Here is a 13884-nt window from a genome sequence, read left to right as displayed (position 1 = left end):
AAAATAAAACAACAGAGGCTTCGCGCCTCTGTCTTTTTAGAAACACGGGAAACAAACATGTCCGTCATAAAATCAACGATAAATCCCCGTAGTGCGGAATTCAAAGCCAATGCAGAACAAATGACAACGCTTGTCGATGATCTGCGTGACAAAATGGCCTTGATTGCACAAGGTGGTGGTGAAGAACGAAATCAAAAACATTTAAGCCGAGGCAAACTATTGCCTCGTGATCGTGTACGCAAATTATTGGATGTCGGTTCTCCCTTTTTGGAACTGTCTCAATTTGCCGCTTACGACATGTATGACAATCAAGTACCTGCCGCCGGAATGATTACTGGTATTGGTCGTGTCAGTGGTGTCGAGTGTATGATTGTTGCCAACGATGCAACAGTAAAAGGTGGCACCTACTTTCCTGAGACAGTTAAAAAACATCTACGCGCGCAAGAAATTGCCGAGCAGAATCATCTACCCTGTATTTATCTGGTTGATTCTGGTGGTGCTAACCTACCGCAACAAGATCAGGTTTTCCCAGACAAAGAACACTTTGGTCGCATTTTTTATAACCAAGCGAACATGTCAGCCAAAGGCATCCCGCAAATTGCCGTGGTGATGGGAAGCTGTACTGCCGGTGGAGCTTACGTTCCAGCCATGGCAGACGAAAGCATTATCGTTAAAGAGCAAGGCACTATCTTCTTAGGTGGTCCGCCACTAGTAAAAGCAGCAACAGGTGAAGTCGTTAGTGCAGAAGATTTAGGTGGTGCCGATGTTCACTGTAAAACATCGGGCGTAACCGATCACTATGCCAATAATGACGAGCATGCGTTAAAAATTTGTCGTCAGATTGTATCGAACCTGAACCACAAAAAATCGCCTAACTGGCCGATTAAACCACCGCAAGAACCTCAGTACGCCGCAGAAGAATTGTATGGTGTAATACCTCATGATTCTCGCAAACCTTTCGATATCAGAGAAGTCATTGCTCGAGTGGTTGATAACTCCGAACTCGACGAATTTAAACCACTCTACGGCAACACGCTTATCTGTGGCTTCGCTCGCATCTGGGGCTACCCCGTCGGCATCATTGCTAATAACGGTATTCTGTTTAGTGAATCAGCCCTAAAAGGCGCACACTTCATCGAACTCTGTACCCAACGTAATATTCCGTTGGTGTTTTTACAAAACATTACTGGCTTTATGGTTGGCCGCAAATATGAAAACAGCGGTATTGCGAAAAACGGCGCTAAGATGGTAACCGCCGTTGCTTGTGCCAAAGTGCCTAAATTTACCGTTGTTGTCGGTGGCAGCTTCGGCGCAGGTAACTATGGTATGTGTGGTCGCGCTTACAACCCTCGCTTTATGTGGATGTGGCCCAATGCTCGTATTTCAGTAATGGGTGGTGATCAGGCTGCCAACGTATTGGCCCAGGTTAAACGCGATAACTTTGATCGCAAAGGCGTTGAGTGGTCGAGCGAAGACGAAGAAGCATTCAAAGCACCCATCAGAGATCAATACGAAACTCAAGGGCATCCTTACTATGCCAGTGCTCGTTTGTGGGATGATGGCATCATCGATCCTGCCGATACGCGTATGGTTTTGGGATTAAGTTTGTCAGCAACGTTAAATGCGCCGAAAGAAGAAACTCGCTTTGGCGTTTTCCGCATGTAATCCATTACAAGGAATCAACTAATGTCGAATGAAACAAAAACACCAACAAATGAGACACAACCAGCTGCGGAAAAACCACTACTGTTAGAAGTTACCGAAGCGGGCGCAGGTATCATCACGTTAAATCGTCCCGAAGTTCATAATGCGTTTGATGACAATCTGATTAGCGACTTAACTGACGCCTTAAAACAAGTTGATGAAGATCCTCGTGTTCGACTGATTGTCTTGCGCTCTAATGGCAAGAGCTTTTCGGCAGGTGCCGATCTCAATTGGATGCGTCGCATGGCCGACTACAGTTGGGATGAGAATTATCAGGACTCACTTGCATTGGCAACACTCATGCAAAGCTTGCATACCTCTTATAAGCCGACCTTAGGTATCGTTCAAGGTGCAGCTTTTGGTGGTGGTGTTGGCCTGGTCGCCTGTTGTGACATGGTTATTGCGAGCGAAAAAGCCTTGTTTAGTTTGTCAGAAGTAAAGTTGGGGTTGATACCTTCTGTGATCAGTCCTTATGTCATCGAAGCTATTGGTAAGCGTCAGGCCAACCGTTACTTTGTAACCGCCGAGCGCTTTGACGCACAACGTGCCCATCAAATGGGTCTGGTACACGAAGTTGTTGCGGCCGATGAGTTAGAAAACTATGCCAATGACTTTATTAAAAACATCTTGAGTAACGGCCCCGAAGCCATTAAAGCTGCAAAGCTATTGATCGAAGTGGTCACTGAGCTGGGCATGGGTGAAGAGCTGATTCGCGAAACAGCTCAACGCATCGCCGACATTCGTGCTTCTGCTGAAGGACGTGAAGGTGTGACTGCGTTTTTAGAAAAACGTAAGCCCAACTGGCTCAAATAACAGGATTTTAAATAATGTTCGAAAAAATTCTTATTGCGAATCGTGGCGAAATTGCCTGCCGCGTTATCGAGACGGCCAAACGAATGGGCATCAAGAGTGTTGCCGTTTATTCTGAAGCCGACAAAAACGCTCGCCATGTAGCGATGGCAGATGAAGCCTGGTTGCTTGGTCCTGCTCCGGCAAAAGAAAGCTATTTGAAAGGCGACTTAATTTTAGAGATAGCCAAAAAGTCGGGCGCACAAGCGATTCATCCCGGCTATGGTTTTCTTTCAGAAAACGCAGACTTTTCTCGTGCCTGCGAAGCAGCAGATATTCAATTTATTGGTCCGCCTGCGACGGCCATTGATGCAATGGGCTCTAAGAGTGCGGCAAAAGAAATCATGCAAGAAGCCGGCGTACCTTTGGTTGCTGGCTATCATGGCGAAAATCAGGATGCCGATTACTTACAAGCACAAGCATTCAGCATCGGCTATCCGGTTTTGATCAAAGCAACCGCCGGCGGTGGTGGTAAAGGGATGCGCGTTGTTTGGAACAACGACGAGTTTGCGGATTCATTAGCCTCATGTAAACGTGAAGCACTCGCATCCTTTGGCGATGACAAAGTACTGGTCGAAAAATACCTGACTAAACCTCGCCACGTAGAAATTCAAATGTTTGCCGATACTCATGGCAATGCATTACATCTTTTTGAGCGCGACTGTTCCGTACAACGACGCCACCAAAAAGTTATCGAAGAAGCTCCGGCTCCTGGCTTAACACCAGAACAACGCTCTGCAATGGGTGATGTTGCAGTTAAAGCCGCTAAAGCCATCGGTTATGTAGGTGCTGGTACCGTAGAATTTCTGTTTGATGAAGACGGCTCATTCTACTTTATGGAAATGAATACCCGCCTTCAGGTTGAACATCCCGTTACCGAAAAAATCACGGGACAAGACTTGGTGGAATGGCAGCTTCGTGTCGCCAGCGGCCAACCTCTGCCCTGCTCTCAAGATCAGCTAACCATTAATGGTCACGCATTTGAAGCGCGTATTTATGCAGAAGATCCTGATCAAGATTTCTTGCCAGCAACTGGTCGTCTGAACCATTTGGCAACACCAAACACTAATGATCATGTGCGCATTGATACTGGCATCCGCCAAGGTGACGAAGTTTCTGTTCACTATGATCCTATGATTGCCAAGCTCATCGTTTGGGATCATGACCGTGATGCAGCCTTAGCGCGTTTGCGAGGAGCATTAGCTGACTATCAAATTGTTGGCCTGAAAACCAACTTGGAATTTTTAAGTCAACTAGCCGCTCACGATGGTTTCAATGAAGCGGATCTCGATACCAATTTTATCAGCCGTTATCAAGAAGAACTGTTCCCAGAAAAAGCTTCCATCAGCGATGAATTGTTAGCGGTTGCCGCTTTGTACACCATGCTGCAACAAAAAGATCGTGGCGATCAGTTTGTTGCTGATAATGCGGATCCTTTCTCACCTTGGGACAGCACTCAGGGCTGGCGCTTAAACGAAGACAATCACCATCACGTTACCTTTGTTGATAAAGACTCATTGGTGGAGTATCCCGTAGTGGTTCACTTCCGTAGTCCTGATTTCTTGATCGAACTAGAAAGCGGTGAGTGGTCTGTTAACGGCTCCATGAATGATAAAGAAGTCAGCATTAATTTTAATGGCCGCCAGTTTAAATCCAGTGTTATCGAGTCAGGCCATGATCTGAATATCTTTATCAGCGGAAAAGAGTTTGCTCTTTCTGTTAAGCAGGAAGGACTAAGCGACGATGATGATCAAGGTGCAGCAAACCTAACGGCACCGATGCCAGGTACCATCATTTCGGTGATGGTTAACGCGGGTGATAAAGTTGAAAGTGGCCAACCACTATTAGTGATGGAAGCCATGAAAATGGAACACACCATCAAAGCACCTGCCGATGGCATTGTATCAGAAGTACTTTATAACGAAGGCGATCTGGTGGGTGACAGCGCCGAGCTGGTTGTGTTCGAAGCAGAGTCGAAGGACTAACCCATGAATTATCCAGACAAGGTAAAAATTGTTGAGGTAGGCCCACGTGATGGTTTGCAAAATGAAAAGCAAACCATTCCTACTGACGTTAAAGTCGAGTTAATTAACCGTCTATCAGAAACAGGCCTTTCGGTAGTTGAAGCCACCAGCTTTGTCTCGCCCAAATGGGTGCCTCAAATGGGTGACAACACCGACGTCATGCAGTCAATCACTCGCAAAGAAGGCGTTAACTATCCCGTGTTAACGCCCAACATGCGTGGCTTTGAAGGCGCTCTGGCAGCAGAAGCAAAAGAAGTCGCCGTCTTCGCAGCAGCTTCAGAAAGTTTTTCACAGAAAAACATTAACTGCTCCATTGATGAAAGTCTGGAACGTTTTGCGCCATTAATGGAAGCCGCCAAAGCTAACGGCATCAAAGTACGTGGTTATGTGTCTTGCGTCTTGGGTTGTCCTTATGAAGGCGAGATTGCGCCAGAGAAAGTAGCCGATGTGGCCGATAAACTTTATCGCATGGGCTGTTACGAAATTTCGCTCGGCGACACCATTGGTGTCGGGACACCACTTAAAGCTCAAGCCATGGTAAAAGCCGTTGCCGAGAAAGTGCCAATGGAAGCATTAGCCGTTCACTTCCATGACACTTATGGTCAAGCCTTAAGCAATATCCTCGCCTGCTTACAAATAGGAATAAGCACCCTTGACAGTTCTGTTGCAGGCTTAGGCGGTTGTCCGTATGCTAAGGGCGCGTCGGGCAATCTGGCTACTGAAGACGTTGTTTATATGCTGCAAGGTATGGGCATTCATACGGGTGTTGATTTGGATAAGCTGGCCGCCGTTGGGCGTTTTATTTCACAACACCTTGAACGCGAACCCGTATCCAAAGTGGCAGTAGCACTCAAAAGCCAGTGCTCATAAATCACCAAAATAATTTTTGAGCTTCTTTTTTAACAAAGAAGCTTCACTAGACAACAGGGACAGTATCACCACTGTCCCGCTATAAAATGAACTATACAAGGAGCTCCTATGGCTGGTTTTGACAAAGTCGTTAAAACCTATGAAGAAGCGATGGCCGGACTCGAAGACGGTATGACCGTTATCGCCGGTGGCTTCGGATTATGTGGTATTCCTGAAGGTTTAATTGCCCAGATAAAAACCATGGGTACAAAAGACTTAACCTTCGTTTCAAACAACTGTGGTGTTGATGATTTTGGTTTGGGTATTTTGTTGCAAGGCAAACAAATCAAAAAAATGATCTCATCTTATGTAGGTGAAAACGCAGAGTTTGAACGTCAATATCTGGCAGGGGAATTAGAAGTTGAATTAACACCTCAAGGTACTCTGGCCGAGAAAATGCGTGCTGGCGGTGCTGGTATTCCCGCATTCTTTACCGCAACAGGTTATGGTACTCCTGTTGCCGAAGGCAAAGAGACTCGCGAATTTGATGGCCGTCCTTATGTACTGGAAGAATCCATTACGGGTGAATTCGCCATCGTCAGAGCCTGGAAAGCTGATCGCTACGGCAACTGCATTTATCGTGACACTGCGATGAACTTTAATCCAATGGCCGCTACTGCAGGAAAAATTACCGTTGTAGAAGCCGAAGAAATTGTCGAGCCCGGAGAATTGAATCCAACAGAAATTCATACTCCAGGTATTTACGTTAACCGTGTGATTCAAGGTACGTTCGAAAAGCGTATCGAGCGACTCACTTTAAGCAAATAAGCTCAGGAGAAAATCATGGGACTGACTCGTGAACAAATTGCTATGCGCGTTGCGCAAGAGTTGCAAGATGGTTACTACGTAAACCTAGGCATTGGTATTCCTACCTTGGTAGCCAACTACGTACCAGAAGGTATGGAAGTCATGTTGCAATCCGAAAACGGCTTGTTAGGTATGGGCCCCTACCCGACCGAAGATCAAGTGGATGCCGACATGATCAACGCGGGTAAAGAAACCGTTACCGCTGCAACAGGCGCTGCGATTTTTAACTCAGCAGAAAGCTTCGCCATGATCCGTGGTGGTCACGTGGACTTGACTGTACTGGGTGCTTTCGAAGTTGACCAAAATGGCAACATCGCTTCCTGGATGATTCCTGGCAAGCTGGTTAAAGGCATGGGTGGTGCAATGGATCTGGTTGCAGGCGCACAGAATATTGTTGTAACCATGACTCACGCCGATAAAAAAGGTAACTCCAAGTTATTAAAGCAATGCAGCCTTCCGCTAACTGGCGTTAACTGCATCAAGAAAATCGTTACCGACCTGGCCGTTATGGAAATTCGTGACGGACGCTTTCACCTTATTGAACGTGCTCCGGGTGTTTCTGTTGAAGAAATCAAACAGAAAACAGAAGGCGATTTAGTGGTTGAAGGTGACGTACCAGAAATGACTTTTGCATAAACAGCATGAATAGCATTTCGACTTTAAAAGGCGAGTTTTAACTCGCCTTTTTAGTGGAATATCGTTCTAACCAGCCTTCCAAACACAACAAATCAGTTCAAATATCATACAAAAAGAGCATTCACTGCTACCTCATTAATTACGTAAACATTTTGTTAATAACTAGAGCAAGTTCCCCCTTGCTGGCTATTCAAACCTGCGGTCATAATAGGTAAGATGGCTGCCGATACTCGTATCTCTGGGAAATTAGGCCAATCACCTGCCAAATCTCCGTTAAATCTATCTCTTCTACTAATACTTGGTAATAAACCTGGTTTTATCACGACTAGGAAAGTAACGATGGATGACAAGGTTCAGTTCAGGTGAGTTTGGTTGCTTCCTTCTCATAATAACTAAGGTAAATAATAATGAAGAAACTACTCACTCTCCTTGCCGCAGGTATGACGTCTCTCGTCGTCGCCGATGAAGGTATGTGGCAACCTCATCAACTTCCTATCATCGCCGGAAAGCTTAAAGAAGCAGGTCTGGAGCTGGACCCTAAAGATCTTCAGGATCTCACCGGATTCCCAATGGGCGCCATTGTTAGCCTGGGTGGCTGTACGGCTTCGTTTGTTTCAGATAAGGGTTTGGTAGTCACGAATCATCACTGTGCCTATGGTTCAATCCAGTACAACTCAAAAGAAGGTAACAACCTGTTAGAAAAAGGTTTCCTTGCAAAGTCGTTCGATAAAGAGTTGCCTGCAGCTCCTGGCTCGCGAGTTTATGTGACCGAAAACATCACCAACGTAACCGACAAAATGAAAAGCGTCGTTAACGATAAGATGGGTGGTGAAGAGCGTTTTAAAGCTCTGGATAAAATGACAAAAACCTTGGTTGCAGAGTGTGAGTCGAACAAAGATTACCGATGTTCTGTTGTGAACTTCCATGGTGGCCTTGAATACTATCTGTTTAAGCAGTTAACCATTCGCGACGTTCGTCTGGTTCATGCTCCCGCTTCCAGCATCGGAAAATACGGCGGTGACATTGATAACTGGCAATGGCCACGCCACACGGGCGACTATGCTTTCTACCGAGCTTATGTCGGCAAAGATGGCAAGCCAGCTGATTTCAACAAAGACAATGTACCTTTTGAGCCAAAACATCACTTAAAAGTTAACGCTAAAGGTGTAGCTGACAAAGATTACATTATGGTTCTGGGTTACCCTGGACGTACTAACCGCTATCGCACGGCTACGGAAGTTCAAAATGAATTCACGGTGAACTACCCGCTGACAAAAGCATTAATGGGCGAATTGATTCAGGTGATTAAAGATAATTCTGCTGAAGGCAGTGATGATCGCATCAAATACGAAAGCTCACTTGCTGGTCTGGCCAACTACGAGAAAAATCGTGGCAGCATGATCGAAAGCTATCACAAAGGCACGACGCAACAACGCAAAGACGCGCGCGAAAAAGCCATGCGCGGCTGGGTTAAGAAAAGTAAATCAAACAACAAAAAATATGGCAAAGCCATCAGTCAGCTGGATAAGTTAATCGACAAAGCTCAAAAAGATGCGAAGCGCGATACTATCTTAAACTTCATGGGCTTTACTCGCATGATGTCAACAGCTAACCGTCTACACCGTCTAGCTATCGAAAAACAAAAAGCTGACATCGATCGCGAACGTGGTTATCAAGAACGTGATATGAAGCGTTTTGAACAAGGCATGCGTGCAATGGACCGTCGTTATGCACCCAAAGTAGACAAAGCTTTATTACAGCACATGTTGACACGTTACGCGGAGCTTCCTAAAGAACAACGTCGTAAAGATCTTGATAAATTCTTTGGTATTGGTAAAAAACTAGATGCAAAAAAATTAAGCAAGCGTCTTGATGCCATGTATGCAAAATCTAAGTTAGGTGACGAGAATACTCGTCTGGACTGGATGAACAAATCAGTAGAAGACTTTAACAAAAGTGACGATCCATTCATTAAGCTTGCTATTGCGACTTATGATGCACGAATGAAAGCCGAGAAAGAAAGCAAACAGCTTTCTGGCGACATTAATGCAGTACGTCCTAAATACATGGAAGCCATGATTGCTTTCTACAATAGCAAAAACAAGCCAGTATACGCTGATGCAAATAGCACATTGCGCGTTACCTACGGTAATGTAAAAGGCTACTCTCCAAAAGATGGATTGTATGCAGTACCTTTCACTCGCTTAGAAGGTATTACGCAAAAAGATACAGGTGAAAAGCCATTTGACTCCCCCAAAAAACAACTTGAGTTGATTGAGGGTAAGCAATATGGCAACTACTACATGAAAGACATCGATTCGGTTCCAGTTAACTTCTTAGGAACTCTGGATATTACTGGTGGCAACTCAGGCTCACCGACACTTAACGGCAAAGCTGAGCTTGTTGGATTGGTGTTTGATGGTGTTTATGAGAGCATTATTGGCGACTGGGATTATGAGCCAGCTCTTAACCGTTCTATTCATGTTGATGCCCGCTATATGTTATGGGTAATGGAAAACATTGATGGCGCAGACAACCTAATCAAAGAAATGGACGTTATTCGATAGTTTGTTGTATTCGTACCAGCCTCGGCTGGTACGCTTTTATTCGTTTAATGAAAAACCTACAAAAGGAAATTACTTATGTCATTCTTTAAGAAAGCCTTATCAAAAGTGGGCATCGGTGCTGCAAAAGTAGACGCTATTTTAGATAACTCGGTCGTTTATCCTGGCGGAGAACTCTCCGGTATTATTCAAATCAAAGGCGGCAAAGCCGCACAAAAAATCCAAAAAATCGATCTGGATGTCCGTTGCAACTATATGGTCGAAATAGAAGTGGAAGATGAAGATGGAAATGAAGAGACTGAAACGGTAGAAGAAACAGCAACCCTTGTTGCCTACGATCTTCCCGAAGCTTTCGAAATTCAGCCTGATGAAGAACGCGAAGTTCCCTTTAGCATCACTATGCCAGAAACCTCGCCACTCACACTAGGCCGCAGCCGCACATGGGTAGAAACCAATCTAGATATCGAGTTTGCTCTGGATAAATCCGACAAAGATTATGTGCAGGTTGAACCCAATGATCTTCAACTTAGCGTACTTCAAGCATTAGAAGAGCTAGGTTTTGTTTTAGTAGAAGCCGAATGTGAAGCAGTAAAAAACTTCCATGTTCCTTTTATGCAAGAGCTAGAGTTTAAAGCGCCTTCTGGGCCGTTTGCAGGACGCGTCAGCGAAGTTGAAGTCGTATTTATTAACGATGGGCATCAACTGCGCCTTATGTTAGAAATTGATCGCCGTGCACGAGGCATGAGCGGTCTATTCCTATCTATGTTTGATATGGACGAAACCAAAACAGCTCTTACGGTTAATGAACACAATATTCACGACATACAAAACTTGTTAGCCGATGTAATCAGCTCACATAGCTAAGCACTACATTAGTATGGCGCAGTTCACTACTGCGTCTTATCCTTTAAATAGACAGAAAAGATCAAGCATCAGGAAAGTTCCCCATAACACAAGAGAAAGAAAGCAATAACAGTCCAAGACTTAGCAAACGATACAAAAAGAAGAACTTATGTTTTAACCAGTGATATTCAAGAATCAAACTCACTAATATTGCCACCCCTCCCACCAGATGCGCTAGCAAAGACAAGGGCCAAAACATTGTCCATACACCCCAAGAACCACCAGCACCAGATATTTGAGCGGTTGGGTGACTCTGGGCAAAAGTGAATACCCAAAGGCTAACAATAAGAGAAAGTACCGGAGCCAGGTTGGTAAAACTTGTCGCAATGAATGCAAAGCGATAGCGTTTGCTGTCAGACATACGGTAGGCAGGCAACTGATGATAAAACAAAGCTGCCACAGCAATGGTTGCAACAACCAATAGCAATGGCCAGGGAAACTCCACACGTCCAAAATAAAACATAGTATTTATCAAACCCCAAAACGCTTGTATTGAATAACTAGAATATCATCTTAGATAGGTGCCAGCATTAACACCCGACATCAAATTTTGTATTAATTAACCTCTATTCGTGAGCCAGTTGGCATTTTTATTAATGTTATTTTTTGCTTAAATTACCGATTCCTTTAGTCGATACTTTTTAGGATCAGAGTACTCATTGTAATGATTGTCAAAGCGCTGACTAAAACGCTACAATCATAAGATAATAAGCTTTTAGTAGCGGTATTAACAAAGGAGCCTGGACTTCTCATGCTTACTCAAGAACTAAAGAAATTAAAACTTCAAAGCGAGCTAATATCGGTCAGTAGAGACTGCTCAGATGAAGATTTAACAGGCACTATAGAGTTTGTCAGTGATGATGCGGTTGTCATGTGTTTGTACACTGATGATGGAGAATATGATGGATTTACTTTGTTTGAGACTCACCAAATTGATTGCCTCTTTTGGGGTAATAGAGAACATGAAGCCATAAAATTGTTGGTCAACGAATATGGCGAGCATAAAAAATTGAAGCTGCACCAACAATCATTTGAAAGTCTGTTATTTGAGCTGGCAGAAACCCACTCTCAACTGTGCTTTTTTCATCAGCAAGAAGAAGACAGCTTTGACATTGGAGAAATAAAAGCGAAAGACAAAGAATGGATAAAGATTCACACTTATGGCCCTAAAAACTCACTATCACGGCTGCACAAACTGATTCGTATCGACACCATTACGCGGGTAACAGTAGATTCGCCTTATCAAAATAAGTTGTTGGAACTTTTTAACGAACAACTGTAATCCGACCTATCCCCAAAGCATTTCAAGGGGCAGATAGGCGGCCAGCAAACGAATCCCTGAGCTTAGATAGACTAAGTGATTGGGGTGAGTGCGCGCAGCGCTGCAACTTGAACAACAGCGCTGCACCTTGAAAGGCGACGGGTATAAAAGCTCATGACCAGAAGCCATGAACTTTTCCTTTACTTATGTTTTGATGCTCGAGCAGCCTGCTGAACCTTTCGATACATTCGACTCATCGCCTTATCGCGGGAGCGCTTCTCTGCCAGGCTTGCGCCATTAACAAATTGCTCTCGCATTAATCGACGATAGTGTTCCAATCGGCGACGCTCCAAACCTCCTTCTTCAATCGCTTTTTGAACAGCACATCCAGGCTCTTCCTGATGTTGACAGTCAGTAAAACGACAAGCAGCAGATAGCTGATAAATATCTGCAAAAGTTGCATTAACTCCAGACTCACAATCAGCCAACTGCAACTCTCGCATGCCAGGCATATCAATCAATACACCTCCGCAGGACAAAAAATGCAACGATCGTGCTGTTGTCGTGTGGCGTCCTTTATCATCATCCATTCTGATAGAGCCTGTAGACTGATGTGAAGACGAGAGTTGATTAATCAAAGTTGACTTTCCAACACCCGACGATCCCAAGAAGGCTATAGTTTTACCACTCAAAGCCAACTGCATCAAAGATTGACTAGAAGATGCATCCAGCGCGTTAACAGCTTGTACTCTTAATAATGGATCTAAGCCTTGTACTTTTTGAAGGTAATCATCAATGCCGTTGCATAGATCTGCCTTAGTAAGAATAACAACAGGCTCTGCTCCCGCTTCTTTAACTAACGCCAAATACCGTTCAATTCGGTTTAAACTAAAATCATCATTTAGCGAACACACAATAAAAGCCATATCAACATTGGCAGCCATCAATTGTGATTCGACTTTGCTGCCAGCGGCTTTACGACGAAACTCGCTAAAGCGCTCAAGAATGCGAACGACAGCGCCTTGTTTATTTAACAAGAGCCAATCTCCCACAGCTGCATCTGAGTAGTAACTTAGTAAAGGAATCGTTTGTATATTACGCTCACCAAAACACTCAATGTGACCACGCGAAACAGAAGAGACTCGGTAAATATCGTGCTCTTCAAACTCTTCTAAAGAAAGTTGTTGCTGAAAAAATGGTTTCCATCCCATTTGGGACAGTTGATAATAATGTGACATAGAAACCCCTGACGATCAAAATCATCATTAATTATCTACGGGGCTATATTAAGGCCCCAGCGTGTAACGCCGGGTTATAAGAAGCGCAAAAGCGCTATGGAATAATAACCCGGAAGATGTTTGATACAATCATCTGCATCCTCCAGTCTTTAAAATGTGCTTATCAGTTAGCCGAATTATAAAAAAATACCCAGCTGGCATCAATAGTAATCTATTTGCTGAGCAATATTGCTCAGGTTACGATCATCGGCTTACCTTTGGTAATGATCATGGTGTGCTCAAATTGAGCCGATAAATTGCCAGCCCCTGTTAACAAGGTCCAACCATCGTCTGCCGTTTCGGTGTATTGACTGCGTGTAGATAGAAAAGGTTCGATGGTGATCACCATACCTTCGTGCAAAACACGTTTGTCACCGGGCTCGTAAAAATTAGGAATATGTTCAGGCTCCTCATGTAGAGCACGCCCTACTCCATGGCTCGTCAGATCTCGCAATGTTGTAAATCCCGCTTTCTTTGCCGTAGTCTCAATAGCCTTGCCAATTTGATTCAATTTCTTACCCGCTCTGGCGACCGACATAGCCGCTTTCAATGCTCTTTGAGTTGAATCAATTAACCATTGCTTTGCAGGATCAACGGGGGCAACAAGGAAGGTAAAACCACTGTCAGCGAAGTAACCATCTTTCTCCGCCGACACATCAATGTTTACAATATCACCGGGCTGAATAATGCGGTCTCCAGGAATTCCATGTGCCGCTTCTTCATTAACGCTGATACAAGTAAACCCAGGGAAATTGTAAACCAGTTTAGGGGCAGACTTAGCTCCCTGTTGAGTTAAAAACTCTCCACCTATCTTGTCCAACTCGAGGGTAGTTATACCGGGTTTTAAATGCTGTCCCATGGTCTTAAGCGTTCGTGCAACAATATGCCCGATATGTTTTAAGCCTTTAATATCGTCATCTGAAGTGATGGTCATAAGCTCTTACTTTTAT

At 44.4% G+C, this 13884-nt stretch carries 12 protein-coding genes; 9 read left to right on the top strand and 3 right to left on the bottom strand.

Annotated elements, in window-relative coordinates; translation table 11 throughout:
• Positions 1-57 precede the first annotated feature (57 nt).
• From NH399_RS21395 to NH399_RS21360, 8 genes are all read left to right on the top strand, one after another.
• The gene (locus NH399_RS21395; protein WP_253043244.1) at positions 58-1665 is read left to right on the top strand and encodes a carboxyl transferase domain-containing protein; all 1608 of its coding nucleotides are present in this window, start codon (positions 58-60) and stop codon (positions 1663-1665) included.
• Positions 1666-1686: 21 nt separating this feature from the next.
• Positions 1687-2517: an enoyl-CoA hydratase/isomerase family protein gene (locus NH399_RS21390; RefSeq protein ID WP_253043243.1), complete on the top strand. Its 831-nt coding sequence runs from the start codon at positions 1687-1689 to the stop codon at positions 2515-2517.
• 14 nt (positions 2518-2531) lie between these two features.
• Positions 2532-4538 (top strand): acetyl/propionyl/methylcrotonyl-CoA carboxylase subunit alpha, encoded by a 2007-nt coding sequence (locus NH399_RS21385; protein WP_253043242.1) that lies wholly within the window; start codon positions 2532-2534, stop codon positions 4536-4538.
• Positions 4539-4541: 3 nt separating this feature from the next.
• A complete protein-coding gene (locus NH399_RS21380; protein ID WP_253043241.1) occupies positions 4542-5447 on the top strand; it encodes a hydroxymethylglutaryl-CoA lyase in 906 nt (301 codons plus the stop codon).
• Positions 5448-5555: 108 nt separating this feature from the next.
• The gene (locus NH399_RS21375) at positions 5556-6254 is read left to right on the top strand and encodes a CoA transferase subunit A (protein ID WP_253043240.1); all 699 of its coding nucleotides are present in this window, start codon (positions 5556-5558) and stop codon (positions 6252-6254) included.
• Between the two features lie 15 nt (positions 6255-6269).
• Positions 6270-6929: a CoA transferase subunit B gene (locus tag NH399_RS21370; RefSeq protein ID WP_253043239.1), complete on the top strand. Its 660-nt coding sequence runs from the start codon at positions 6270-6272 to the stop codon at positions 6927-6929.
• Positions 6930-7336: 407 nt separating this feature from the next.
• A complete protein-coding gene (locus tag NH399_RS21365; protein WP_253043238.1) occupies positions 7337-9496 on the top strand; it encodes a S46 family peptidase in 2160 nt (719 codons plus the stop codon).
• A 75-nt stretch (positions 9497-9571) separates the two neighbouring features.
• Entirely contained in the window at positions 9572-10357 is a 786-nt protein-coding gene (locus NH399_RS21360; RefSeq protein WP_253043237.1) for a sporulation protein, read from the top strand.
• A 61-nt stretch (positions 10358-10418) separates the two neighbouring features.
• On the opposite strand, the gene NH399_RS21355 is transcribed toward NH399_RS21360, so the two are convergent.
• Positions 10419-10859, bottom strand: a complete 441-nt coding sequence (locus NH399_RS21355) for a hypothetical protein (RefSeq protein WP_253043236.1) — start codon at positions 10857-10859, stop codon at positions 10419-10421.
• Positions 10860-11147: 288 nt separating this feature from the next.
• Here NH399_RS21355 and NH399_RS21350 point away from each other — a divergent pair, with 288 nt between their 5' ends.
• Positions 11148-11678, top strand: a complete 531-nt coding sequence (locus NH399_RS21350) for a hypothetical protein (protein ID WP_253043235.1) — start codon at positions 11148-11150, stop codon at positions 11676-11678.
• A 179-nt stretch (positions 11679-11857) separates the two neighbouring features.
• On the opposite strand, the gene rsgA is transcribed toward NH399_RS21350, so the two are convergent.
• Complete coding sequence (gene rsgA, locus NH399_RS21345) at positions 11858-12895, bottom strand: ribosome small subunit-dependent GTPase A (protein WP_253043234.1); 1038 nt, start codon at positions 12893-12895, stop codon at positions 11858-11860.
• 232 nt (positions 12896-13127) lie between these two features.
• Positions 13128-13868 (bottom strand): type I methionyl aminopeptidase, encoded by a 741-nt coding sequence (gene map, locus NH399_RS21340; RefSeq protein ID WP_253043233.1) that lies wholly within the window; start codon positions 13866-13868, stop codon positions 13128-13130.
• Positions 13869-13884: the final 16 nt, after the last annotated feature.

The sequence above is a fragment of the Pleionea sp. CnH1-48 genome (assembly GCF_024124665.1).
Classification (GTDB): Bacteria; Pseudomonadota; Gammaproteobacteria; order Enterobacterales; family Kangiellaceae; genus JAMXSB01.
This window is presented reverse-complemented; position numbering and strand designations above follow the sequence as displayed.

Excerpts from the sequence above, each read along its gene's own strand:
- NH399_RS21395 (WP_253043244.1), top strand. The coding sequence starts at position 58 with ATGTCCGTCATAAAATCAACGATAAATCCCCGTAGTGCGGAATTCAAA.
- NH399_RS21390 (WP_253043243.1), top strand. The coding sequence starts at position 1,687 with ATGTCGAATGAAACAAAAACACCAACAAATGAGACACAACCAGCTGCG.
- NH399_RS21385 (WP_253043242.1), top strand. The coding sequence starts at position 2,532 with ATGTTCGAAAAAATTCTTATTGCGAATCGTGGCGAAATTGCCTGCCGC.
- NH399_RS21380 (WP_253043241.1), top strand. The coding sequence starts at position 4,542 with ATGAATTATCCAGACAAGGTAAAAATTGTTGAGGTAGGCCCACGTGAT.
- NH399_RS21375 (WP_253043240.1), top strand. The coding sequence starts at position 5,556 with ATGGCTGGTTTTGACAAAGTCGTTAAAACCTATGAAGAAGCGATGGCC.
- NH399_RS21370 (WP_253043239.1), top strand. The coding sequence starts at position 6,270 with ATGGGACTGACTCGTGAACAAATTGCTATGCGCGTTGCGCAAGAGTTG.
- NH399_RS21365 (WP_253043238.1), top strand. The coding sequence starts at position 7,337 with ATGAAGAAACTACTCACTCTCCTTGCCGCAGGTATGACGTCTCTCGTC.
- NH399_RS21360 (WP_253043237.1), top strand. The coding sequence starts at position 9,572 with ATGTCATTCTTTAAGAAAGCCTTATCAAAAGTGGGCATCGGTGCTGCA.
- NH399_RS21355 (WP_253043236.1), bottom strand. The coding sequence starts at position 10,859 with ATGTTTTATTTTGGACGTGTGGAGTTTCCCTGGCCATTGCTATTGGTT.
- NH399_RS21350 (WP_253043235.1), top strand. The coding sequence starts at position 11,148 with ATGCTTACTCAAGAACTAAAGAAATTAAAACTTCAAAGCGAGCTAATA.
- rsgA (WP_253043234.1), bottom strand. The coding sequence starts at position 12,895 with ATGTCACATTATTATCAACTGTCCCAAATGGGATGGAAACCATTTTTT.
- map (WP_253043233.1), bottom strand. The coding sequence starts at position 13,868 with ATGACCATCACTTCAGATGACGATATTAAAGGCTTAAAACATATCGGG.